Genomic DNA, 23,796 nt, shown 5'->3' on the forward strand with positions numbered 1-23,796 from the left:
ATGTTTTTTGTGTCCGAAGTTGCACCGGGTTCTGACTCTAAGCCTCTCTTTTTCTCTTTTTGTGTCAGAAGTTGCACCGGGTTCTGACTCTAAACCGCCATTTTCTCTTTTTGTGTCAGAAGTTGCACCGGGTTCTGACTCTAAACCGCCCTTTTTCTCTTTTTGTGTCCTAAGTTGCACCGGATACCCCCCCACTGATTAAAGTTTCCCTTTATGAAAGCTTGCTTCCTATCGATTTTATTTTCTCACCGACAGTGCACTCTGTAATGCAAAATCGATGGGCATATCTGCGCCCTTTTTCATCTTTATGATGTTTATGAAGGAAGCAGTCTTTGCAGTAACTGGTCATCAGCTCCTCCACTTCATTGATAATTTCCTTTCTGCTCAAAACTGTTCACGCCTTCCTTATTCACAATTATATGATCTGCATTTTACTGTTAATAAATTTCCCTTGCAATGCCTGGCTTGCCAGCTTATCCGCTTCTTTATTTTCATTGCGCGGAATGGATTTATATCTTGCCAGTATGCCCAGTTTTTTAATTTTTTCTTCGATTCGGTCAAGCCAGCGATTTAGATTTTCTTCATAACACGGCCATTCACCTTCAAGCTGTTTTAATACTACCTGGGAATCCCCCTTAAATTCACATGTCATATGATGAACACCCATTTCTTCAAGCAGATTCAGGGTGTAATAAATTGCTGCATATTCTGCCTCATTATTATTATCCATCTCATCAAAAAGCTCATTTGCCCGCACACGGTACTTTTTTTTGCCCTGTTTAAAATAAATGACCGCACCGAGTCCGGCCTGGCCGGTATCTTTATTAAAGCCGCCATCAAAAAATACGGTAATATCATGAGGGTCCTCTTCAACTTCCATAAGAAGCTTTTTCATTTCCTTTGTGCTCCAGGAAGTGCCGGCTTCATCATAATAAATTACCTCTTTGCCCTTGCCCGACTTTTCAATATCTTCACCAGCCTGCAAAGCAGTTTCACCATCGATCAGGTCTGAAGTAAATAAAATATCCTCAGTTCCTTTAAGTTTGTATTTCCATTCTAATTTATATTTCATTTAGGTCAGCCTTTCTGTACTTTATTAGCTGGTTATCATTATTAGAACTGTTTGCAATAGTTGAACTTATTATACTTTGCTTTGTTTATTACTAAATGAGTATATTTCAATGTATAATGGTCAATGACATTTTTATATTCTGCGGTTCGAAAACTCCCGCATTAACAAAACTAGGAGGAATTTGATGTTTAATGAATGGTTTGGATTGCTTTTTGCAATAATTAATTTCATTTTAGTATTGGCGATGTACCGCCTGTTCGGAAAGACTGGACTTTTCGTGTGGATCGGCTTCTCCACTGTCATGGCCAATCTTCAAGTCGTAAAAACAATTGAAATGTTTGGACTGACTGCCACTTTAGGCAACGCTATGTATGGTACTGCTTTTCTTGTTACAGATATCTTAAATGAGAAGTACGGAAAAGAAGAAGCGAAAAAAGCTGTATGGCTCGGTTTCTTTACTCTTCTGTCCATGACTCTGATCATGCAGATGGTATTATTGTTCAAACCGCATGAAACGGATTTTGCACAGGAATCTCTCAGCACTCTTTTCTCGGTTCTGCCGCGGATTGCTGCCGGAAGCCTCGCTGCCTATTTAGTCAGCCAATTTACTGATGTTTATATCTTTTCCTATTTAAAAAAGAAATTTCCAAAAGACGGCCAATTTTGGATCAGGAATAATGGCAGCACCATGATCAGCCAGCTATTGGATACCCTTGTGTTTACAAGCATTGCCTTCCTCGGTGTATTTCCTCCGGAAGAATGGATTCAAATTTTCATCACGACTTACTTGCTGAAATTTATAGTAGCTGTACTTGATACCCCGTTTGGCTATATTGCTAAACGTTTCCCAGTAAAAGATTAGGATGCCGTTTAGGTATCCTTTTTCTGCAATATCAATTATTTTTGTGATAAACTACATTTAGTTTACCCTATTATAGTGTTAAAATCAGGAGGCAATTCAATTGGTTGAAGTATATATCGATGGAGCAAGTGCGGGAAACCCGGGTCCCAGCGGTGCAGGCATATTCATAAAAAATAATGGCCAGGTTGAACGCTTTTCCATTGCATTGGGCTGCATGGAAAATCATGAAGCAGAATACCGTGCATTTATTCATGCACTGAAACTATGCATTGATAAGGGATATAAAACAGTTTCGTTTCGAACGGATTCACAGCTTGTTAACCGTGCTGTTGAAAAAGAATTTGTAAAAAATAAAAAGTTTGCCCCACTGCTTGAAGAAGCTTTGGAGCTTACAGGAAAATTTGATTTATTTTTTATGAAGTGGGTTCCCAGCTCTGAAAACAAGGCAGCGGATGAATTAGCAAGAGCTGCCATTCACAAAAACAAAGTGAAAGGTCAGGAAGATCATGAATAGATCAGTCATATTTGCAGATGTAAGCCTTTTGCTGGTTGCCTTTGTGTGGGGAACCACCTTTGTGCTTGTACAAAACGCCATTGCTTTTCTTGAACCATTCTCTTTTAATGGTGTCCGCTTTTTCCTGGCCGCTTTAATTCTGGGCGGATGGCTTGCGATTTTTGAAAGAGAACAGGTAAAGAAAATGGATAGAAGGCTTTTAATATCCGGAGTTATTATGGGCTTGTTTTTATTTATAGGCTATGCCTTCCAGACGATCGGCCTGCTGCACACAACTTCTTCAAAAGCCGGCTTTATTACGGGGTTAAGTGTAGTAATGGTTCCAGTCTTTTCTTTAATGCTGCTAAAAATCAAGCCGGGATTCAATGCCATTATCGGCGTTTCAATCGCGACGGCCGGACTATATTTTCTAACCATGACCGATAATGCCCCGCTGAATATTGGTGATGCCTATGTATTAATCTGCGCTGTCGGTTTTGCCCTCCATATTATCTTTACAGGTAAATACAGCAGCAGATATCCTGCCTTGCTATTAACGGTTATCCAAGTGAGTACGGTGGCAGTTTTATCAGTCATTTTTGCATTGATCAATGAAGACTGGCAGCAGGCATTGGAGACAGAAGTTTTATTTAAAGCCAATGTCGTAACTGCCCTTATTGTGACTTCACTTTTTGCTACCGCTATTGCATTCTTTGCACAGACGGCATTTCAAAAGTACACAACACCAACAAGAGTGGCCCTGATTTTCGCCATGGAGCCTGTGTTTGCAGCAGCTGCAGGATTTATGTGGGCGAATGAAAGACTTTCACTCAGCGCCCTGGCCGGCTGTCTGCTTATTTTTGCGGGAATGATTTTTGCAGAACTGCCTGCTAAGAAAACGTTTTTAACCTTCAGAAAAAAGACAGCTTCATAATTTGAAAAAGGCGTGTTCTCGAAACAGACACGCCTTTTTAGATGATTGCTTTTTCTTTTACAAATTTTATTGCTTCCCGCCTGCTGGTAATATTCTTTGAAACCAAAGTTTCCAGCAAAGAAACGTAAAAACTTCCATCAAATGATTTCTGTGCCTTTAATGTCAGTTCAATTGCTGCATTGGCCAGCTCGTCAGAAGCATTGGTATAATGTTTTCCAAAGTAAATGAAGCCAACTGCGTCCTCCCTGAATTGAAAACCTTTACTTTGCAAAAAATGCAAATATTCTTCAACTGTCTTCACTGTACTTACCCTCTTCCCCTGCTCCTCCTGTATTCTTAAATCTTAACTGATTTTTCGACAATTATCTACCTTTTTTCGGCATGAAGCAGGGGCACTGTAAGCTCAAGTGAGCAGCTATTTTTTCTTTTTAGTAAGAAGGTAGCCAAGTGTTCCGGTTAATACACCCAGGATTGCTCCGCCTAATACTTCAGCAGGCTGATGGCCCAGCATTTCCTTCAGCTTTTTTGGACCTTCTTCCTCAAATTTCACTGTTTCATCTTTGTGAATTTTATCAACCAGTTCACCCAGACTGTTTACCTTTAAGGTAAGCTCACCTGTCTGGCGCCTGATTCCCTGGGCATCATACATTACGATCAGGCCATAAACCAGCGATAGAGCAAAATCCACTGTTGGCACACCCCGCTTTAAAGCAATAAACGTGGTTAAAGACGATACGCCTGCCGAATGGGAACTTGGCATGCCTCCTGTCTGGAAAAATAAATCCGGACGCAGTTCCCCCTTTTTGACATAGTGGATCGGAATTTTCAGGCCCTGTGCCAATCCTATACTTAAAAGAGCGATATAAACTCCCTTATTCATAAAAACTCACCTCATCTTTAGTGTTAAGTATGCAGACTTTTATTATTCCTCCTTCAAATGCTAAATAGATTGGATTTTATGGAGTAATTTAAACCGAATCTGAAGAAAAAATTCACCGCATCAGTTGCTAAATTGTACCCTGCCTGTACATGATTAAAACACGAACACTTAAACAATAATAAGCTTATCAAATGAAGAATTGCTGGATTTAGGAGGTGAATCAGATGAGTAAAAACGGACATACAAACAGAGGAAAAAAAGCACCTGGCGTAAACCCGCAAGGATACGGGCAGGATGCTGAATTTGCAGAAGAGCCTAAAAGCAAGCTGGAGAATGCAGCGAAGAAGAAAAATACTAAATAATATTAGGATGGCCGCAACGTGCGGCTTTTTACGAAGTATGCATAAATAAAACTCCAGGCTAAGCCTGGAGCTTTATTTATGCATATTCCTTTTTAATATCAAGGAATCTGTGAAGTCCCTTGAATTCAATTTCAGTGAATTTCTCGATGACCTTTTCCCGGTTCATTGTGAATTGAGCGAGGTCAAGAGGGCATTCAACAGGAACGTCGCATTTTATTTCGGCCAGCTGCCTGCTCAAGTGAAGCATTTCAAGATCCTGTTCGATCTTGGCACGCTGTCCCTTTGTTAGCTGTTCCAGATTTTCTAATACGCCTTCAATATGCTCAAATTGCTGAAGCAGTTTCAGCGCTGTTTTTTCGCCAATTCCTTTTACACCCGGGTAATTATCACTTGTATCCCCCATGAAGGCTTTCAGGTCAATCATCTGCTTAGGTGTTATTCCTTTTTCTTCATAAAACGTCTCAGTCGTATGCACAAGGTAATTGCCGTAGCCTTTTTGCAGTAAAATGACAGAAATATTGTCATCCAGAAGCTGCAGCATATCCTGGTCACCTGTAAGGATCAGCACATCCGCTTCCTGGCTTGCCTTTTTTGCAATGGTTCCAATGCAATCATCAGCTTCAAATCCTTCAAGGCCAATATTAGGTACATCAAATGCTTCCACCACTTCTTTTACCAGACTGAATTGAGGCACAAGTTCGATTGGAGCTTCTGGACGGTTTGCTTTATAGGCACCAAACATTTCCGTTCTGAAGGTTTTGCTGCCCATATCCCAGCATACTGCCACATGTGACGGATTAAAGGAAGAAACAGCTGTTAAAAAATGTTTAACAAAACCATAAACTCCGTTTGTAGGAATTCCTTTAGAATTTATCATAAATTGACCGGACATTGCTGTTGCAAAATAAGCTCTGAACAGCAGTGCCATTCCATCAACAAGCAGCAGTGAAGGTTTATTCTCGTTCATGTCTCCGCCTCCCAATTATAATCATAACAACTATTATAACATGGGAAACTCTCCATTTCTCTTGAAAAGTTTTACAGAATTAGTCTGTTTCCCTGATCAATTCCACTCCCTGTTCTTCCAGTTCATAGTAAGTCGCTATTCTCGCTTTGCGGATATTATCATTCAGCTGGAATGAATATTCTGTCCCATCGTTAAAAGTAAAAATTAATTCATCATCTGACATAACACCCATTTTATTTATAACCGTTTGCCTTGCCTGCTGAATTTCGGACCATTCATAATGCTTCTCCTGCAAACTGAGTAATGTGTTGAAATGCACACCATTTTTATCGATATAGTGATAATAATCAAAACTTAAAATCGCTATCAAAAGCGAAATTAATAATCCTGCTCCTGCAAAAACTTTTCCAAACCAGCCGAATTTTTCGGCGCTTTTCATCCAAACTCCCAATAAGATAAAAACACCCACAGCTGCCAGACCAATGCTAAATGTCAAATAAGCTGATTTTGGCGCTTCGAATACCCAGGTTCCTTCAGGTCTATAAAATTGAGCCTGAAATGGGGAAAGTAAAAATATTGGAATAAATATGGCAGATAATATTAGAATGATTCCCATCGTGACCAATATTTGAGTTATATCTGTTTTTTGTTTTTTCGTTATGGTATAACCAGCAGTATTCATATTTACCCTCCGTTTTTCAAATCTATCAAACATTTTAAATTATATAATAAATTTAACAGTAAAAAAATCCCTTTTCCAAAAGGGATTTCACTATTTTTCGACAGTTTCTATTTTATTGCTGTCATAAGAGATCCAATCGCTGAAGCTTCCGGCATATAATTTAACATGTTTATAGCCGGCTTCCTTTAAAGCTAGAAAATTAGGTGCCGCCGTTACACCAGAGCCGCAATAAACAATGATGGGTTTGTTTTTATCAATACCCGCAAATCGATTTTCCTGTTCTTCGGCATCTTTAAATCTGCCAATTTTATATGCTTCAAGCCAAACTTTATTGATTGCTCTCGGAATATGGCCTGCTTTTTTATCAATTGGCTCCTCCAGCCCAAGGTATCTTTTTTCCTCTCTGGAGTCAATTAAAACAGCGCTCTCCTGATTGCCTGCAGCGCTTTTAACTTCTTCGTATGAGGCAAGTATGTCAGGCTGCAGATCAATTTTAAAATCCGCCCGCTCCATGCGGGGAACTTCATTAGTCAAAGGATAATCGCTTTCAGTCCATTCCTTATATCCGCCGTTCAATACAAAAACTTTCTCATGCCCTAAATACCTGAGCAGCCACCAGAATCTTGCGGCAAATGCCCCTTCTCCGCCGTCATAGGCAATAACTGTGGTATCTCTGCTGATCCCGGCTTTCTCAAGGGCCTTTCTAAGTTGAGCCGGATCCGGAAGGGGATGCCGGCCTCCGTGTTCTCTTACCGGACCTGACAGATCTTTCTCCAGATCAAAATACACTGCATGGGGAATATGGCTATGATCATATAAGCTGCGCCCTTCATCTGGCGATCCAAGTTTAAAACGGCAGTCGGCAATTCGGATAGTGGGATCATCCAGTTTGGATAATACCCATTCCTTTTCTGCTAGATACTTCATTAAAGGTTCTCCCCTTTTCTCTTTTCCATCAGGTGTATGATATGTTCCTTTGGTGTCCAGCAATTGAATTGATAGTCAGGCTTTGTTTCATATCCCAGCCTGCTGCAAAAATAAAACATTCCGTCTTTACGTTTTTCAGGCTGGAAGTTTATGCAGGTGGCACATGCATGAAAAGAATTCTTCTCCATTTGTCTCCCTTTTCTTCTCAGAAATGATTTTAAACCTTCAGCAGTTCCCAGAGCCATTCATTCAATCCGGATACCTTGCCTTTTTCTTTAGGCATTGAGTCAGCTGCTGCATAGAGCAGTTCCCTTTCTGACTCCAGTTTCTCCGCCATTTGCATTGCTAAATGCTTCTCGATTATCCTCCCGCTTTGTTTTGCATCAACCAGGGTCTGATAAAAGCGGGTGATCTCATCCTCGGCCTTTATGCCAAAGAGTCCTGTATACAAAAAATCCCCTTTTACATTACTTTTCTTAAGCAGCTGCCTTGATATTAGGCATGCCCTTACTGCCTGAATCAGCAGCTTTTGTTTCTTAAACGTAAGATTCTCATTTTTTGCAGCTTCACCGAGATTCCGGGAAAAAGCCTGAGTGTAATGCTGTAATAACTTAAATCTTGAAAACTCCTCTTCCGCAGTACTCCTCAGCCTTTCTGAAAAGCCGTTCATATCCTTATAGAGAATAGGTGAGTAAGCCCATTCAAATATACTGGGATTGGATTTCTGCACAAGGTCAAATGCTTTAAAGATATCCCAGCCGTGCGCATCATAAGGGATATCTGTATTGATAACATCACTTGCGCGTTCAAGGGAAAGATATGTTTTAAGATTCTTATGTTTGAAGATGAAGCGGATATCATAATCTGAATCCGCATCATCTGTCCCCCAAGCCCTGCTCCCTGCTTCACAAGCAAAAAGGATATCGATATTATACTTTTCTTCTGCTGTGCACAGCCATTTGTCCATCTGAAAAGCAGCAACCTTTCCAAGTTATTTTTCGTACTGTGCAATATCCCTCTCAATTTCTTTAAGCTCTTCAATTGGGAAATTATCTTTTAAAGCAGCCGTAATACCTTCATAATATTCGTTATTCTGTTCAATCAGCGAATTGAGCAGCCGCTCAAATTCATTCATCAGCTGGCTGCTGTAATGGAATTTCAGCCTGCTGCTTTCAGCCTGCAAATAACGGTCTGCAGGATCCTGCAGATTCTTCTCCAGTTCATCCGCTAATTGCTTGCGCTCATTCTTTTCAAAGAATGTTTTTGGATTTTTAAAGTAGGACAAAGCTTTTTTAAATTGGTTCGGGTCTTCATTGGAAAATGCTGACTCAAATTCAATACTGTCCATTTTTAACGGCTCATATATGCTAAAAGTCAAATCACTGTTTACACTTGAGGCTTTTTTCGAAATAGTCTCCTGCTGCTGAGCAATCAATTTGGATAAATAGGATTCAAGCCTTAATGTTGTTGCACGGAGCTCCTGGGCAAAATCAAATCCAAAGCTTGCAAGGAATTCATCCAGTGCCAGCTTAAGCATTTTCTTTAAATTCCTGCCATCATCTTTCAGAACTGATGGATTGAAGGCCTCCTTAACAAAGTCATAGAAACGAAGAAATACTCTCTGCTTGATGTAAAAGACGAGCTCATCTGTTTCCTGTTCAAGCCTTTGGGAAAGCAGTTCAGGTTTTTGTCCGCTGATAATCGCAGAAATATCCTTATGTTCTTTCTCAAGCTGTTTGAGCTTTTCGAGCCTGACTTCTTTATTTTCCTGTGAGGAATAAATATAAGACCTCAGCTGGGATAATAGGCGCCTCCACTCTGTTTCTGCTGATGAAATGGAAATATTCAGCAGATCCTGATTAATAAAGGAGTAAAAGCTTTTTTCAAATGAACTGATATTGGATACTTCCTCTTTGCTGCTATCCAGCTTCTCTGCCAGAGCTTGAAGGCTTGAAATGCCAGACAGATTCGGACGGCGGATTCCGTATTGCACCAGCTGTTCTTCAACGTACTGGAGCACCGAATCTTTTTCCTCCTCATTATTGGCAAGGTCAATGGCATTGACAAGAAAGAACATCTTATCAAGGGAGAAGGTATCCTTAACCCTTCCCAGCTGGATAAGGAACTCTCTATCCGCTTTTGAGAAGGCATGATTATAATAAGTGACAAAAAGGATAGCATCCGAGTTTTTAATATATTCAAATGCAACCCCGGTATGCCTCGCATTAATCGAATCAGCGCCGGGTGTGTCAACCAGGGTAATTCCCTGCCTTGTCAGTTCACAGTCAAAGTAAACTTCAATCGTTTCCACAAAGCATGATTTTTCTTCATTGGCAACATAATCCCCAAACTCATCCAGGTCAGCTTTAATGATTTTCCCCAGCTTATCTGTAAAGAATTTGTACCCTTTCATAAAGGCATTAAGAAATGCAAAGTGTGTCTTTTCACTCGCATCAAAATCCTGGTTTTCCCCAGTGATCTTCTTAATAGCGGCGGCAGCTTCATCGAAGTTTCCTGCTGAATAATCAAACACCTTCAAGGAATGATTGATATCATTTAAAAGAGTATGTGAATCTTTAACTTTAACAAGGACGGTTCCATGTTTATTTTCATCTGTGACAGGCTTAATCTTGTTGATAGCAGCCGTCGTCGGATTCGGTGAAACCGGAAGAAGCTTATTCCCGATCAAAGCGTTGGCAAAGGAAGACTTCCCTGCACTAAATGCACCAAAAAGGGCAACTGTGAATTCCTTGCTTTCAAGCCTTGATGCTTTATCTGCCAAATCAGCTGCAAGCTTTCTGAAGCCCGGCAGCTCCTTTACTGCATTAGCAGTATATCGAAGCTTTTCAATAACAGGCTGTACGTCAACTGCAGAAACCGCTTCCTTTTCAGTCTCTTCGTCAGGTAACTGCTCAGATTTCCGGGTTGCCTGTTCTTTCTCAGCATTATCTTCATTCAGGAAAACAACTTCAGCTTCATCAACTTCTTCTTCTGCAAGCATCTGGGCTTTTTCCTGAAACTCATGAGTATTGAATTCACCAGTCAAATAGACTTTCATTCCCGCTGATGCGCTACTAATTTTTTCATTGATAGCCTTGAGCGCATATAGTGCTTCAGCATAAGCATTAAGGGTGCGAATTTCATTGACCAGCGCAGTTTGTTCCTGGCTGTTATTTTCTTCAAGTGCTTCTAAAAGTGAATTCGTTAAAGAAGCTGCGTTCTTTTTGGCAATTCTCTTTAGGGCCTCTGCTGTGTCGTTTGTATACTGCAAAACATAGTCACCAGAAACCATTGCTCCGGATTTTACCGTTTCAGCTAAAACAGCCGGTTCAAAGGAGAGCTTGAAGCTCTGAACTTGTGCAAGCTTTTCAGAATCATGGATATTATGCTTCTTGAACTGCTGTAAAAACAGCTCCTTTATATGCCACTCCAGCTGAGATTTAACTTTTTCTGATAAATCCTCGTAGAAGCGGTCAAGCCTCAATGACCTTTCATGCTCCGTTTTCTGTTTGCTGAAAAATAGGCCAATCTTAAATGAAGGCTGGCACGATTCCAGATATGATTCAGCCAGTTCCCTCGTTTGGAAAGGCATTAAATAGGCATTTTTCAAAATCTCATCTAATTTATCGGTTACCTCTATATCAGCTTCATGTAAGGAAGAATTCAGCTCATTTAACTGCTTCTCCAGGTCTTCCAGTCTTTCGGGAAGCTGCTCCCTGTCATCCTGTTCAAGGTCTGCCAATTTTTCTTCCCAGTCAGCTTTTTCAGCTGCATGAGAGTCTCTTAAAAACTCAAGATGATCCTCTGTTAACTTCTTCAAAGAATTAAAAACAGACTGAGGCAAAAGTTCTTCACGATCAGCGATGCTGCTGTTAATAAAACTCTGAAGATCCTTAAAATCGTTTGCCTGATGGTTCTCGTCTTTTAACGTGGTGTAAAAAATCCGGGCAGGCTTTACTCCCCAGGATGCAAATGAATCCTTAACACTTTTTTTGAATTGCTCAAAGCTGAGTTCTTCATCGCGATGTTTATCAATTTGATTGATAACAAGATAAACGTCTTTTCCAGCAGCCGTCAGTTCTTTAGTAAAAAGAAAATTTAATTCCGACTGGACATGGTTGTAATCCATTACATAAAAAATGAGATCAGCTAAATGAAGAGCAGATTCAGTAGCAATCCTATGCGCATCATCAGTGGAATCGATTCCGGGTGTATCCATAATCACTGCCTTCTTTGGCAAGCTGGTGGCGGAATGGCTTATTTCAATGGAATGGATAGAATCGCCATCTTTACAATAGGATTTTACCTGTCCGTAATCATATGGAGCAGGATAAAGCCTTGGCTTTCCTTCCTTAAAAATTACTTTTGCATAATCTTCCTCACCTGATTTGACTTTGACCAGGTTGGCACTGGTTGGAATTGGTGAGGAAGGAAGAAGATCTTCGCCTGCCAGCCTGTTGATCATGCTCGATTTTCCGGCAGAAAAATGCCCGCAAAAAGCGATGGCAAATTCCTGGTTCCTTAGCTTAATCACGAGATCTTTAGCTCTTTGGGCTGTCTCGGCATCTCCATTTCTCTGGGCAAATGTATATATAGCAGTTATTCTGTTTATTAATTCAGTTTGCTGCAATCCTGGTTGCAAAATCGTGTCGGCCATTTCCATTAATCCCCTTGTAACTTTAATTTACTTCCTATTTTAAATGATTTTTGTTTATTTTCCTATACAGGATGGATTAATCTTTGATTTTTCTAATTTTTATCAGGAAAATCAGTTTTTCTGCTGTTATTCTATGTTCTATTTTCAGATTACTGCTTATAAATTGTTTGTCTTTCAATTTAGCCCGTTGATTTCCGCTGCAGGCACTCGCTTTCCGTGGGGCGGGCGCTGAGCCTCCTCAACGCTACGCGTCTCCGGGGTCTCACCTGTCCCGCTGCTCCCACCGGAGTCTCGCACCTTCCGCTCCAATCAACTCAGTGCATTAATGTATTTAACTTCTAAAAAACTTAATTAAATAGACGATATGAAAACAAAAACCAGGCATTGATAGCCTGGTTTCAATAAGTAATTATTATCTTGTATGTGGTCTAGCTACGTTATTTAAAACATGTTTCATAACAAGTGAGTAGGCAGCAACTGTGCCGGCAACGAATAGAATTGTCATATGTAGCAGCACCTTCCTGTTGGAATGATATTGAGAATAATTTTCAAATTCAATTAGAAGTTTATCACGAACGATAATCATTTTCAATAGGGAATTTAAAATTGTCAAACTTTTTTAATATCTTTATTAAGGTCAGGCCGTAACCGTAAAAAGGCTTCTTCGTATTCTGTCAATTCCTTCAGCGCTTTTTCCTCTTCTGGTATTCTGACCGATAACACCATTATGTTTAACAAAGTGAAAACAGCAGCCGTTATATATGACTGAAACATTAAAGGAATCACGAGAAATTCAGCAGCTACAATGGCATAGTTGGGATGCTTTATAAACCGGTATGGCCCTCTTCTGACTACCTTAGCTCCCGGCAGGACAATGATTTTTGTATTCCAGTATTTGCCCAAGGAAAACAGCGCCCACACCCTTCCCGCCTGGGTAAGGAAGAACAGAATCAGCAATATGGGCCAAAAAGGCGACAGATTCTTTTCAAAGATGGTTACTTCAAGCAAATAGCAGACCAAAAAGGAAGCGTGAACAGCAACGATCCACGGATAATGTCTCTGGCCAAATTCCAATGCCCCACGCTCTTTCATCCACTTTTCATTACTCCGGGCTACAGCAAGCTCTGCAGCCCTCTGCAAAATGATGACGCTAATAAACATTATGAACAGCATGTATTCACTCCCATTCCAGCAGTAGCAATTCCGAGCTGAATCCCGGTCCGAGTGCAGTTGCAAGCCCGGTGTCTCCCCTTCTGCCGATTTCCATAAACCTTTTGAGTACATAAAGAATAGTTGCAGATGACATATTACCGAACTCCTTTAATACATCAAGCGAAATTTCTGTCATACAAGGGTCGAATTGCAGCGCTTTCTGATAAGCATCAATGACTTTTTTTCCTCCGGGATGAGCAATAAAATGGTTTATCTCTTCCATTTCTATGCCTTTTCCCCTTAGAAATTCCGTTACATTGGGCTTCAGCCATCCCTCTATTATGGATGGGATGTCCTTTGAAAAAACCACAAATAGACCCTCATTCTTAACTTCCCAGCCCATTACATCCAGAGAATTTCGCTTGGTTGTCGATTGGGTTCCCCGAATTCCCGGAATGGATGGCAGCTTTTGAAAATCCCTTTGTACCTTATCACCTGTTATAAGAGCACATGCTGCACCGTCAGCAAAGAGAGAGGTCCCGATAAGATTGCTTTTTGACCGGTCATTGCGCTGAAAGGTCAAACTGCATAATTCTATACTTAATACAAGCACCTTCGCTTCAGGGAATGCCAGACAATATTCATAGGCTCTTGAAAGCCCTGAAGCACCTCCTGCACATCCCAGCCCCCATATCGGAATTCGTTTCGTATGCTCAGAAAATGGAAGCTTATTCATGATTCTTGCTTCAATACTTGGAGTGGCAATCCCTGAACTTGAGATAGTAAAGATGGCGTCTATCTCATCGCACTGAAGACTTCTGGTCAGGAAAAGATCATTTTCCAGGCAGTGCTTTATGGCCCTTGTTCCCAGTTCAATAGATTGCTCAATATATGCATTGTTTCGTTCTTCAAATGATTTATCTGTTTTAAACCATTCCAGTCCCTTTGCAAAATGCCGCTTCTCAATCTGGCCGTTGTGGAAAGCTTTTAATAGCCTTTCAATATCCTTAAAGGAATCGGAAAATAAATCTCTGGCAAAATCCATTACCTGATCCTGTGTCAGAACATGTTCAGGTATTGCCTCCGCTACTGATACAATTGCTGGCATAAGCAACTCTCCTTCTATTGCTTTCTGTTAATTTTTCCAAATAAAAGCAATTTATGTTTCAAAGTTGGATAAAGAGCAAAAAAAAAGCTCCCCCCGTTTGGAGGAAGCAATGTGTTTTGAAGGAGTTGTTGTGCATCTTTATTATAAATGAATCATTAAATGAATAGCATTACTAAATCTTTTCCAATTACTATTTAGTCCCTCATCTAACCATGAAATGCGGCCGGCGATTAAGCAGTTATTCTGATGCATCCAATCCATTAAGATTTTTATGATGCTTTTGAACTTCTATATATATTTTTTTTGTCACCTGGATACCGCAGGCAGCACAAACTTCTTCTTCATTATATAAAAGCCGGCAGTTATCACAATAATATTTCTCCATCACATTACACTCTCTTTCTTGCGAGAAACATCGCTTCGGAAATGTAAAAATACCGATAGAATATTATATTGATTTCCAATATTATTGTGATTGCCTCAAACGAGAATTATAAAGCCTTCTGCTCCGTAAGAGAAGGACGCTGAACTGCTTTTTTTCCTTTAACTACATTGAATACGATATTTAAAAGAATGGCCGTCACACTGCCTGCCACTATCCCATTATCCGTCAGGATCCGCACACTCGAAGGCATTTGTGCGAATAGTTCAGGAACAGCTGTTACACCCAGTCCCATCCCGACAGAGCAGGCGATGATCAATAAATTTTCCTGGGAGGAGAATTCCACTTTGCTGAGCATTTTTATTCCATAGGCGACTACCATGCCAAACATGGCAACCATTGCGCCTCCTAATACTGGAGTGGGAATGATCGTGGTCAATGCACCAATTTTCGGAACCAGACCCAGCAGTACAAGGAATGCCCCTGCTGTATATATGACATTTTTCGTTTTTACGCCTGACAGCTGAAGAAGTCCGACGTTTTGGGAATAGGTTGTATAAGGAAATGCATTAAAGACAGCACCAAGGATAATGGCAAGCCCTTCGGCACGATAACCATTTGACAGATCTTTTTGTTCCAGTTTTTCTTCACAGATATCTCCCAGAGCAAAGTATACGCCTGTAGATTCAACTAAACTGACCATTGCTACTAGAATCATAGTCAGGATGGCTGTCACCTCAAATGTCGGCATGCCAAAATAGAAAGGGGATGGCATATGTAACCAGGAAGCGTCACCAACAGCTGTGAAGTCGACCATGCCCATAAAATAGGATGCTATGGTTCCTGCAGCCAATCCCAGTAAAATGGCAATCGACCGGATAAAGCCATTAAAGAAACGGAAGAGAATAATGATGAACAGCAAAGTTCCAAAAGCCAATGCTATGTTTGTCATCGAACCAAAGTCAGGGCTTCCCTGCCCGCCGGCCATATTATTCATAGCAACAGGAATAAGCGTAATCCCGATTATTGTAACCACCGACCCTGTCACAACAGGCGGGAAAAATTTCACCAGTTTTCCAAAATACTTTGAAACAGCAACCACAAAAATACCGGAAACGAGTATAGACCCATAGATTGCTGGTATTCCATACTGACCGCCAATCGCAATCATTGGTCCAACAGCCGTAAATGTGCAGCCAAGCACGACCGGAAGGCCAATCCCGAAAAATTTACTGCGCCATACTTGAAGCAGTGTTGCAATTCCGCACATAAAAATATCAATTGAAACCAGATAGGTAAGTTGTTCACCTGTTAATCCCAGTGCCCCTCCTACAATCAGCGGTACAATGACCGCGCCTGCATACATAGCAAGGACATGCTGAATTCCGAGCGAAGCAATTTTTATTGGATTCTGATTCATCGCAACATTTCCTCCACATTCTCTGATGTTTTTTCAAAGCTGATGATGCCATTTTCAAGAGAGTTAATAATAGCTAAAGATTCGACCCGGAATCCCCTCTCTCTCAGCTGCTGTCCGCCTTTTTGAAAGCCTTTTTCAATAACAATTCCTATCCCTTCAACTGCTGATCCAGCTTTTTCCGCTATATCCGCAAGACCTAATGCAGCCTGTCCATTCGCTAGAAAATCATCAATGATCAGTAGATTATCCTCTTTTGAAAGAAATTTCTTTGAGACAGAGATTTCACTTGTTTCTTCTTTAGTAAAAGAATAGACAGAAGCTGTAATCAGGTCATTTACCAGAGTGAGAGATTTTCTTTTTCTCGCAAATACAACCGGGACATTCAGATGAAGTCCCGCCATTACAGCTGGTGCAATCCCTGAAGATTCAATTGTCAATATTTTTGTAATCCCGCAGTTTGAGAATCTATCTGCAAATACTCTTCCGACTTCTTGCATAAGCTGAGGATCTATTTGGTGATTCAGAAATGAATCCACCTTTAAGACTGTAGGTGATAAAACAATCCCTTCGCTTTTTATTTTTTCAATAAGCATATCCATTTTGCATCCTCCTCTGTGATAGAAAGCCTTCAGGACCATAAAAAAAGCCTGAGGCCCATCGCATTCACAACATAAAAATGAGTGAAGCAATGGCCTTCAGGCTGGGAGTTTAGCTGCAGGCAAACAGGGATGACAAAAAAACGTCCTGGTCATTGCTCACTCATAGTCGGATTATTTACGGTAACCCGGTAGAAACTTGCGAGCCATATCCTCGCGATTATATGAGTGAATGTTATTAATTTATTAACATTATAACATCATTTCCTCATACTTCAACAAAAACCTACAAGTAAATACGAACCAAAAGGGTTTTTTATGTATAATCGTTCGTAAAATAAAGGGTTTTTCATCTTCAGTATGATTTTTTTCTATAATTAGTACCTCTTTTGAAGCCAAATGTAAACTTTCACATTTATTTCACAATTTACACATAAGTTTTGTGATTTAAATCACTTAAATATCAACTTTTCACCATTATCATAGTGTTTAAGTTACGAATGAACAATTTGTGAACTCACTAAAAGCATCTAGAATCTTCCTAAATGTTTTGTATTATGAAAGTGTAATCATTTACTTTTTCCAATTTTCGAAAGGAGTGAAGGAAAATGGCGAAAACGGAACTCAGCCGCAAAACGAAAACTGAAATAGAGGATAGCTCTTCCTTAAAGGGAACGTTAGCTTCCGTTTTCTTATTGGGATTCTTCCTGATTATTACATGGGTAGGCGTTTATCTATTATTTATCAGCCGCTTTTAAAGTTAGAAAGGGGAAAAAGCCATGCATATGCATAAGTTTGAAAAAGCCTGGCTCGGTTTCGGAATCGGATCACTGCTTGTTTTTCTAACAGTACTGGGAGTCAGCGCATTTTACCTGGGCAATCAGCCTCCGAGCTGTTTGGCAACTATTGACCCTGAAAAGGTCGATACTACCGTTCCATTTAATGAGCCTGGATTGAAAAAGGTAGAAGGAAAAGATTGGGATTACGAATTGGTATACGTAGCATCTGCGTTTTCCTACAGCCCAGCTGAAGTGGAGGTTCCATATGGCGCTAAAGTGAAAATTATCGCTACAACCAAAGACGTTGTCCACGGTTTTGAGGTTGCGGGATCAAATATCAACATGATGCTTGAACCCGGCTATATCAGTGAGCATGTTACAACATTTGATAAAACAGGCGAATACTTAATTGTATGTAATGAATATTGCGGTGTTGGTCACCACATGATGTCGTCTAAAATTAAGGTGGTGGAATAATGTTTAATCCTTCAGCAAAATTAAAAGTTGACCCTCGGGACGGTAAATTGGCAATGGCTCACTTTTTCGTTGCCTTTACTGCTTTAGCAATAGGAGGCCTTGCCGGTTTATTGCAGACTTTGGTCCGATCCGGTAAATTTGAGCTTCCTGCAGGCATCGGCTATTACCAAATACTCACGGTTCACGGTGTTGTGCTCGGACTTGTACTTACTACCTTTTTTATAATGGGCTTCCAGTTAGCAGCAACAAGCAAAACATCAGGAGCACTTACAAATAAACAGCGTATCGCCGGCTGGATCGGTTTTTGGCTGATGACAGCGGGAACTGTTCTTGCAGCTGTTATGATTCTGCTGAATGAAGCTACAGTTCTTTATACTTTCTATGCTCCTCTTCAGGCACATGCATTGTACTATATCGGTTTAACACTTGTTATAGTGGGAAGCTGGATTGACGGGGCAGCAATCATTATGAAGTATGCAGAATGGCGAAGGAAAAATCCTGGTCAGCCGAGTCCGTTATTAACTTTTATGTCTCTGGTCAATACAATGATGTGGATTGTCGCAACAATCGGTGTAGCATCTACCGTACTTTTCCAGCTGCTTCCATGGTCTTTAGGATTTGTGGAAACCGTAAATATCGGTGTCAGCCGTACTCTATTCTGGTATTTCGGACACCCGCTTGTTTACTTCTGGCTATTGCCGGCTTATATGGCCTGGTATGTTGTCATTCCAAAGGTCATCGGCGGAAAAATTTTTTCTGATTCATTGGCGCGTTTGTCATTTATATTATTCCTGCTGTTCTCAATCCCTGTCGGATTTCACCATCAATTAATGGAGCCGGGAATTGACCCAGCATGGAAATTCCTTCAGGTTATCCTGACATTCCTGGTGGTCATTCCATCTTTAATGACTGCATTTTCATTATTTGCTACTTTCGAAAGCTTTGGCCGCTCAAAAGGGGCTACAGGGTTATTCGGCTGGGTTAAGAAGCTTCCTTGGGGAGATGCGCGATTTGTCGTTCCTTTCATTGGGATGGTAGCCTTTATCCCTGCGGGTGCAGGCGGGATCGTCAACGCCTCCCACCAGATGAACCAGGTAGTTCATAACACGATTTGGGTAACCGGCCACTTTCACTTAACAGTGGCAACATCAGTAATGCTTACATTCTTTGGGATTTCTTATTGGCTTATTCCTCATCTGACCGGAAGAACATTAACCAAAGCGATGAATAAATTAGGGATCATCCAAGCGGTGATCTGGTCCATCGGAATGACATTCATGTCCGGTGCCATGCATGCTGTCGGTTTGCTTGGAGCACCGCGCCGTTCATCATATTCTGAATATGGCGGAGCAGCACAAGCAGCAGAATGGATTCCATACCAGATTGCACAGGCAATTGGCGGATCAATTCTTTTCATTGGCATTATTTTAATGATCTATATCTTTATCAACCTTGCATTCTTCGCACCGAAGGGCGAGCAGGAGTTCCCTGTCGGAGAAGCTGCTGATGAAGCTGAAAAAGCTCCGATGGTATTTGAAAACTGGAAGCTGTGGCTCGGAATTACCGTGGTTCTTATTCTATTTGCCTACACCATTCCATTTATCGATTTGATTCAAAATGCACCTCCAGGGGCTAAGGGATATAAGCTTTGGTAAAAAAAACACTCCGTTCCAGTTGGATCGGAGTGTTTTAGTGTCCTGGCCTGCTGGTGTCAGCCGCCATTCCCGCATTTTTCCTTCTTACAGGTAAATTAACAATAATAACCGAACTGAGTATCAGCAAAGCACCTGCAATCTGGACTGCACCAAGATTTTCCCCGTAAAGTGTCACTCCTAAAAGCATGGCCACGACTGGTTCGACTGTAGCGATCACAGCTGCCTTGCTTCCATCTGTTTTTTCCAGTCCCCATGTGTAAACAAAATAGGCGAGAACCGTAGGCACAAACCCTAAACCCATACTAAGAAACAAAACTTCAGCGTTGAAAAAAACTGAAGCTTTTGTCCATAGCTTTGTAACGGGGATCAGAAATACCGAAGCAATCAGGAATGTATAAAGCGTAACTGTAAAGGGATGATACTTTCTTAACGCAAATTTCCCGAAAATTGTATAAAGTGCATAGCCAAACCCGGCACCTAATCCCGTTGAAATTCCAAGAAGAGTTATATCACTGCTGCCTGCTGATAATCCGGCTACTAAAATGCAGCCCACAATGGTGCCTGCCACAGCTGCAATCTTTTTCAAATTTAGCCCTTCCTTTAAAAACAGGTAGGATAATACAGTCACAAATGCCGGAGCTGTATAAAGCAGAACGACTGCCAATGAAATGCTGATCTGGTTCATCGCTGTGAAATAACAATAATTAAAAAAGACAATGCTCAGTATCCCGGTTCCAATAAAAAACCTAATGTCAAAGGCAGATTCCAGTTTAAAACAGTTCCGGAAACGCATGATCCCGATCAGAACGAGAAAGATGGCCGCAAAAAAAACTCTTACAGTCACGATTTCCATAGCTGAAAAACCATATTCCCCGAGCCCTTTAACAAATACAGCAATAATACCCCATAGACTTGCACCTAGCGCAATCATTAGAAAAGGAAGTAATTTCTTCATTTTGTCTCTCCATGAAGTAAGAGGATGGCTGAGACCACCCTCTTACAAAAATTATGATTAAACAATTAATTCAGCTGATACACCTTACCGTACTTATCATACAGATAATCAATTAAATGCTGGGCATTCAGGCCTTCCCCGGTGACTTCATTTAAGATTTCAAGCGGCTTTTTCATTTTGCCGAATTGGTGCACATTCTTAGTAAACCACTCTTTGATTGGCATTAAATTGCCTTCTTCAAGTAATTCATCATAGTTTGGCAAGTCCTTTAACATGCTGTTTTTCAGCTGTGCTGCATACATGTAACCCAAAGCGTATGAAGGGAAATAACCAAAGCTTCCCCCTGCCCAGTGAACATCCTGCAGAACGCCTTCTCCATTATTATCAGGCTTTACTCCGAGGTATTGTTCATATTTTTCATTCCAGATTGCTGGAAGGTCTTTAACTTCAATTTCATCGTTAAACAAGCCTTTTTCAATTTCATAACGGATAATGATATGAAGCGGATATGTTAATTCGTCTGCTTCAATACGGATTAATGAAGGCTTTGATTCATTAATTGCACGATAAAAAGCATCTATTGACACATCATCAAATTGACCGCTTGCATATTCTTTAAGAAGGTCATAATTCTTTTTCCAGAAAGAACGATGTCTTCCGACAAAGTTTTCATAAAATAATGACTGTGATTCATGAATTCCCATTGATGTTCCAGAGCACAGCGGAGTTCCAACCAGGTCAGAAGAAATATTTTGCTCATATAGAGCATGCCCGCCTTCATGAATCGTGCCAAATACAGCTGTCCGGAAATCAGCTTCATCATATTTGGTGGTCACTCGGACATCACCAGGATTTAAACCTGTTGCAAATGGATGCACAGTTTCATCGAGACGGCCTGCTTTAAAGTTATAGCCCATTTGATCAAGAACTTTAAGGCTGAAATCCCGCTGTTTATCCTTGGCAAAGTGTTCAAATAAAAAGCTGGTGTCCGGTTTATTCTGTGATTCAGAGATTTGCTGAACAAGCGGAACAATTTTTTCCCTCAGCTGCCCGAACACCTGATCAAGCGTTTCTACGGTGACACCAGGTTCATACATATCCAGTAGAGTATTATATTTATTTCCTTCATATCCCCAATAAGAAATGAATCTTTTATTCATTTCAACAAGCTTTTCCAAATAAGGCTGGAACATTTCAAAATCTGAACTTTCCTTTGCATCCTCCCAAATACTTTCAGCCTTGGATTGCAGGATGACATATTCGGTATATTCCTCCGCAGGAATTTTCTTATTCCGGTCATAATCCTTTTTGCATTCTTCCAGTGTTTTCACAGTTACTTCAGAAAGATTTTCCCGGCCGGAGAGTTTCGCTATGTATGCTGCCATTTCCTCAGAAGTGGACATTCTGAAAACTTCTGAAGAAATCATTCCAATCACTTCGGAGCGCTGTTCCATTCCCTGCTTGGGTGCGCCTGTCCTCATATCCCAATACATCAGCCCGATCGCTTCATTATAGGCCGTCATTTTTTTGACATAATCAAGGAATTGCTGTTCTGTCTTTTTTAGTGATTCTGCCACAATTTTTCCCCCTTTGTATCAATTACAGTTTCATTTTATCATATTTTTCTGAAAAGGCAGTCTCTATAATCTTTTTCTTGTTCTTTGCCCTTTGGCTGTTTTTCTTTTTCACCTGGCTCCCAAAGAGTTATAATAGTGGAAAGTGAACTAACCGGAAAGTGAGATAGCATGAAATATTTGATTTACTTTATCGTTATTGCAGCATTTATTGATACATTTTCTCAGCTTCCTATAATGAGCCCCTTTGCCATGACATATCATCCATCACCCGCCTTTGCGGGAATGATTGTTGGGATGTATTCCTTCTCGAATATGATAGGCAATATTTTAGCCGGCTATTGGATAGATAGAAGCGGAGCAAAAAGAGTTCTTGTGTCCGGTCTATCATTAACCGGAATCATTTTAGTCCTGTATACCTTTACTGATTCACCCCTCCAATTAATCTCAGTAAGATTTCTGCACGGGTTATTTGGTGGCTTCCTGGTCCCTGCGGCTTTTACAATCATTTCAAACCTTGGAACTTCAGACAAACAAGGCAGAAAAATGGCTGTATCAGGCGCAGCTGTCGGCTGTTCAGCCATTATAGGACCCGCTTTTGGGGCAGTCATTGCTTCCAATTACAGCATAAATTGGGTCTTTTTAACTATAGCAGCAACAATGATCAGCAGCGCAGTCCTTGCCTTTGTGTTTTTGCCGGCAGGGACTCTGAAAAATGTAAAAAAAGAGAGCTCCCATGAGAAAATGCTTCCTTTGCTTAAGAATCCTATGCTCGCAGCAAGTTATTTAGGAGCCTTTTCTCTTATGTTTGCTCAAGGGACACTTGCCTATCTTCTTCCTCTTCAGGTAGAAGCGCTGCAAATTGATGCGATGTACAGCGGAATATTATTAAGCACATTCGGAATAACTGCAATTCTTATTTTTCTGCTGCCCATTAATAAAATATTTGATAAATATAAGCATCACAATAGCATGCTTTCTGGAATGGTGATCATAGGAATTGCATTAATCCTGCTAAGTTCAGCATCCTCTCTTGGGTTCATGTTTCTATGCATGGTTCTTTACGGCACCGGATTTGCTCTTCTATTCCCGTCCATTAATGCCCTTATAGCCAATCATACAACTGAAAAAACAAGAGGAAAGGCGTTCGGCCTCTTCTATGCCTTTTTTTCTTTAGGTGTGGTAGCCGGTTCCACCATATTAGGTTTCTTGAGAGTAACATTTAACATAGGTTTTTTAATCGCCGCAGCCATTTTATTGTTAACTGTATGCGGCATGTCCATATACTTTAAAAAGAGAAGTCCCCAAATATTAAAAAGCGGGAGTGACTGAAAATGAAAGAATTAGTTGGCAGCTGCGCTGTTTGCGGGAAAGACCTATACTGTCTAGATGGATTCTTCAATGGAGTCCATAATGAAAAAAATGAAACTATCTGTTTTGAATGTATGGAGAAACAGGAAGAATCCGCAGATTAAGCAACTGCGGATTTCAGTTTGTCGACAAAAGGGCTTCGGAATGCTCTCATTCCGAAGCCCTTTTGTGATTTTCACTCATTTACCTCTATATACAGATCTTCCTCTGGCCTCCTTCTAGACCATCATCTCAAGCAATTGATATTCCTATTGTATCAAGACTTAGAGAACATGCGATACAAAATTCAGAAAGCCTGTTGATTGGAGTGGAAGGCGCGAAGACTCCCGCGGGAGTGCTGGACAGGTGAGACCCCGCAGGCGCGAACGCGCCGAGGAGGCTCAGCGCCGGCCCGCAGGAAAGCGAAGCGCCTGGAACGGAAATCAACAGCCTCGATTACACGCTAAATAAAAAAACTGCAGATTAAGCATCCGCGGATTTTTTTGTCCCAT

Annotated in this window: 27 protein-coding genes and 1 riboswitch; of the genes, 9 read left to right on the forward strand and 18 right to left on the reverse strand. The window is 40.8% G+C overall.

Annotated features, from left to right (window positions below):
• The 3 genes from CHI10_RS12550 to CHI10_RS12560 form a co-directional block, all read right to left on the reverse strand.
• On the reverse strand, positions 1–180 hold a 180-nt coding region (locus CHI10_RS12550; protein ID WP_142301774.1), incomplete at its 3' end, for a hypothetical protein.
• A gap of 31 nt (positions 181–211) precedes the next feature.
• Positions 212–388, reverse strand: a complete 177-nt coding sequence (locus tag CHI10_RS12555) for a zinc-finger domain-containing protein (RefSeq protein WP_081757372.1) — start codon at positions 386–388, stop codon at positions 212–214.
• Positions 389–415: 27 nt separating this feature from the next.
• Positions 416–1,072: a reverse transcriptase-like protein gene (locus CHI10_RS12560; RefSeq protein ID WP_095244615.1), complete on the reverse strand. Its 657-nt coding sequence runs from the start codon at positions 1,070–1,072 to the stop codon at positions 416–418.
• A gap of 184 nt (positions 1,073–1,256) precedes the next feature.
• On the opposite strand from CHI10_RS12560, the gene CHI10_RS12565 reads away from it, so the two are divergent.
• The 3 genes from CHI10_RS12565 to CHI10_RS12575 all read left to right on the forward strand — a co-directional run bounded on the left by CHI10_RS12565 (position 1,257) and on the right by CHI10_RS12575 (position 3,361).
• Positions 1,257–1,934: a queuosine precursor transporter gene (locus tag CHI10_RS12565; protein ID WP_095244616.1), complete on the forward strand. Its 678-nt coding sequence runs from the start codon at positions 1,257–1,259 to the stop codon at positions 1,932–1,934.
• 100 nt (positions 1,935–2,034) lie between these two features.
• On the forward strand, positions 2,035–2,448 hold the full coding sequence (locus CHI10_RS12570) for a reverse transcriptase-like protein (RefSeq protein WP_095244617.1): 414 nt from the start codon (positions 2,035–2,037) through the stop codon (positions 2,446–2,448).
• Positions 2,441–3,361, forward strand: coding sequence for a DMT family transporter (locus CHI10_RS12575; RefSeq protein WP_095244618.1), 921 nt, complete (start codon positions 2,441–2,443; stop codon positions 3,359–3,361). Before CHI10_RS12570 ends, CHI10_RS12575 begins: the two co-directional genes overlap by 8 nt.
• Positions 3,362–3,398: 37 nt before the next feature.
• Here CHI10_RS12575 and CHI10_RS12580 read toward each other — a convergent pair whose 3' ends face one another.
• Both CHI10_RS12580 and CHI10_RS12585 read right to left on the reverse strand, forming a co-directional pair.
• Complete coding sequence (locus CHI10_RS12580; RefSeq protein WP_048007866.1) at positions 3,399–3,662, reverse strand: DUF6123 family protein; 264 nt, start codon at positions 3,660–3,662, stop codon at positions 3,399–3,401.
• 114 nt (positions 3,663–3,776) lie between these two features.
• Positions 3,777–4,241 carry a divergent PAP2 family protein gene (locus CHI10_RS12585; RefSeq protein WP_095244619.1) on the reverse strand — a complete coding sequence of 155 codons (465 nt, stop codon included), beginning with the start codon at positions 4,239–4,241 and terminating at the stop codon, positions 3,777–3,779.
• A gap of 224 nt (positions 4,242–4,465) precedes the next feature.
• Between CHI10_RS12585 and sspL the strand changes: the two genes are divergently transcribed.
• A complete protein-coding gene (sspL, locus tag CHI10_RS12590) occupies positions 4,466–4,603 on the forward strand; it encodes a small, acid-soluble spore protein L (RefSeq protein WP_026581140.1) in 138 nt (45 codons plus the stop codon).
• A 76-nt stretch (positions 4,604–4,679) separates the two neighbouring features.
• Here sspL and CHI10_RS12595 read toward each other — a convergent pair whose 3' ends face one another.
• The 11 genes from CHI10_RS12595 to CHI10_RS12640 all read right to left on the reverse strand — a co-directional run bounded on the left by CHI10_RS12595 (position 4,680) and on the right by CHI10_RS12640 (position 16,497).
• Positions 4,680–5,570, reverse strand: a complete 891-nt coding sequence (locus CHI10_RS12595) for a 5'-3' exonuclease (RefSeq protein WP_095244620.1) — start codon at positions 5,568–5,570, stop codon at positions 4,680–4,682.
• A gap of 79 nt (positions 5,571–5,649) precedes the next feature.
• Entirely contained in the window at positions 5,650–6,252 is a 603-nt protein-coding gene (locus CHI10_RS12600) for a hypothetical protein (RefSeq protein WP_095244621.1), read from the reverse strand.
• Between the two features lie 90 nt (positions 6,253–6,342).
• Positions 6,343–7,179 carry a sulfurtransferase gene (locus CHI10_RS12605; protein WP_095244622.1) on the reverse strand — a complete coding sequence of 279 codons (837 nt, stop codon included), beginning with the start codon at positions 7,177–7,179 and terminating at the stop codon, positions 6,343–6,345.
• On the reverse strand, positions 7,179–7,367 hold the full coding sequence (locus CHI10_RS12610; protein WP_095244638.1) for a hypothetical protein: 189 nt from the start codon (positions 7,365–7,367) through the stop codon (positions 7,179–7,181). Before CHI10_RS12610 ends, CHI10_RS12605 begins: the two co-directional genes overlap by 1 nt.
• A 29-nt stretch (positions 7,368–7,396) precedes the next feature.
• Positions 7,397–8,146 carry a nucleotidyltransferase domain-containing protein gene (locus CHI10_RS12615; protein WP_095244623.1) on the reverse strand — a complete coding sequence of 250 codons (750 nt, stop codon included), beginning with the start codon at positions 8,144–8,146 and terminating at the stop codon, positions 7,397–7,399.
• Between the two features lie 24 nt (positions 8,147–8,170).
• Entirely contained in the window at positions 8,171–11,836 is a 3,666-nt protein-coding gene (locus tag CHI10_RS12620) for a dynamin family protein (RefSeq protein ID WP_179289028.1), read from the reverse strand.
• 609 nt (positions 11,837–12,445) lie between these two features.
• Positions 12,446–13,009, reverse strand: a complete 564-nt coding sequence (locus tag CHI10_RS12625; protein WP_095244625.1) for an isoprenylcysteine carboxyl methyltransferase family protein — start codon at positions 13,007–13,009, stop codon at positions 12,446–12,448.
• Between the two features lie 4 nt (positions 13,010–13,013).
• Positions 13,014–14,096, reverse strand: coding sequence for a type III polyketide synthase (locus CHI10_RS12630; RefSeq protein ID WP_095244626.1), 1,083 nt, complete (start codon positions 14,094–14,096; stop codon positions 13,014–13,016).
• Positions 14,097–14,334: 238 nt separating this feature from the next.
• On the reverse strand, positions 14,335–14,484 hold the full coding sequence (locus tag CHI10_RS22370; RefSeq protein ID WP_179289027.1) for a hypothetical protein: 150 nt from the start codon (positions 14,482–14,484) through the stop codon (positions 14,335–14,337).
• 103 nt (positions 14,485–14,587) lie between these two features.
• Positions 14,588–15,898, reverse strand: a complete 1,311-nt coding sequence (locus CHI10_RS12635) for a nucleobase:cation symporter-2 family protein (RefSeq protein ID WP_095244627.1) — start codon at positions 15,896–15,898, stop codon at positions 14,588–14,590.
• On the reverse strand, positions 15,895–16,497 hold the full coding sequence (locus tag CHI10_RS12640; protein WP_095244628.1) for a xanthine phosphoribosyltransferase: 603 nt from the start codon (positions 16,495–16,497) through the stop codon (positions 15,895–15,897). The genes CHI10_RS12635 and CHI10_RS12640 overlap by 4 nt, the downstream gene beginning before the upstream one ends.
• A 143-nt stretch (positions 16,498–16,640) precedes the next feature.
• Positions 16,641–16,742, reverse strand: a riboswitch (purine riboswitch).
• Between the two features lie 360 nt (positions 16,743–17,102).
• Here CHI10_RS12640 and CHI10_RS12645 point away from each other — a divergent pair.
• Genes CHI10_RS12645 through CHI10_RS12655 form a run of 3 tightly spaced genes read left to right on the forward strand, consistent with a single transcriptional unit; the run spans position 17,103 to position 19,405 of the window.
• Entirely contained in the window at positions 17,103–17,252 is a 150-nt protein-coding gene (locus tag CHI10_RS12645) for a hypothetical protein (protein ID WP_035333553.1), read from the forward strand.
• 21 nt (positions 17,253–17,273) lie between these two features.
• The gene (locus CHI10_RS12650; protein WP_095244629.1) at positions 17,274–17,750 is read left to right on the forward strand and encodes a cytochrome c oxidase subunit II; all 477 of its coding nucleotides are present in this window, start codon (positions 17,274–17,276) and stop codon (positions 17,748–17,750) included.
• Positions 17,750–19,405, forward strand: a complete 1,656-nt coding sequence (locus tag CHI10_RS12655) for a b(o/a)3-type cytochrome-c oxidase subunit 1 (protein WP_095244630.1) — start codon at positions 17,750–17,752, stop codon at positions 19,403–19,405. The genes CHI10_RS12650 and CHI10_RS12655 overlap by 1 nt, the downstream gene beginning before the upstream one ends.
• 34 nt (positions 19,406–19,439) lie before the next feature.
• Here CHI10_RS12655 and CHI10_RS12660 read toward each other — a convergent pair whose 3' ends face one another.
• Both CHI10_RS12660 and CHI10_RS12665 read right to left on the reverse strand, forming a co-directional pair.
• On the reverse strand, positions 19,440–20,360 hold the full coding sequence (locus CHI10_RS12660) for a DMT family transporter (protein ID WP_095244631.1): 921 nt from the start codon (positions 20,358–20,360) through the stop codon (positions 19,440–19,442).
• Positions 20,361–20,425: 65 nt separating this feature from the next.
• The gene (locus tag CHI10_RS12665) at positions 20,426–21,937 is read right to left on the reverse strand and encodes a carboxypeptidase M32 (RefSeq protein ID WP_095244632.1); all 1,512 of its coding nucleotides are present in this window, start codon (positions 21,935–21,937) and stop codon (positions 20,426–20,428) included.
• 168 nt (positions 21,938–22,105) lie between these two features.
• Here CHI10_RS12665 and CHI10_RS12670 point away from each other — a divergent pair, with 168 nt between their 5' ends.
• Positions 22,106–23,266: an MFS transporter gene (locus tag CHI10_RS12670; RefSeq protein WP_095244633.1), complete on the forward strand. Its 1,161-nt coding sequence runs from the start codon at positions 22,106–22,108 to the stop codon at positions 23,264–23,266.
• Positions 23,267–23,268: 2 nt separating this feature from the next.
• Positions 23,269–23,409 carry a hypothetical protein gene (locus CHI10_RS22375; protein WP_179289029.1) on the forward strand — a complete coding sequence of 47 codons (141 nt, stop codon included), beginning with the start codon at positions 23,269–23,271 and terminating at the stop codon, positions 23,407–23,409.
• Positions 23,410–23,796: the final 387 nt, after the last annotated feature.

The organism is Bacillus sp. 7894-2 (assembly GCF_002272225.1).
Taxonomy (GTDB): Bacteria; Bacillota; Bacilli; order Bacillales; family Cytobacillaceae; genus Cytobacillus.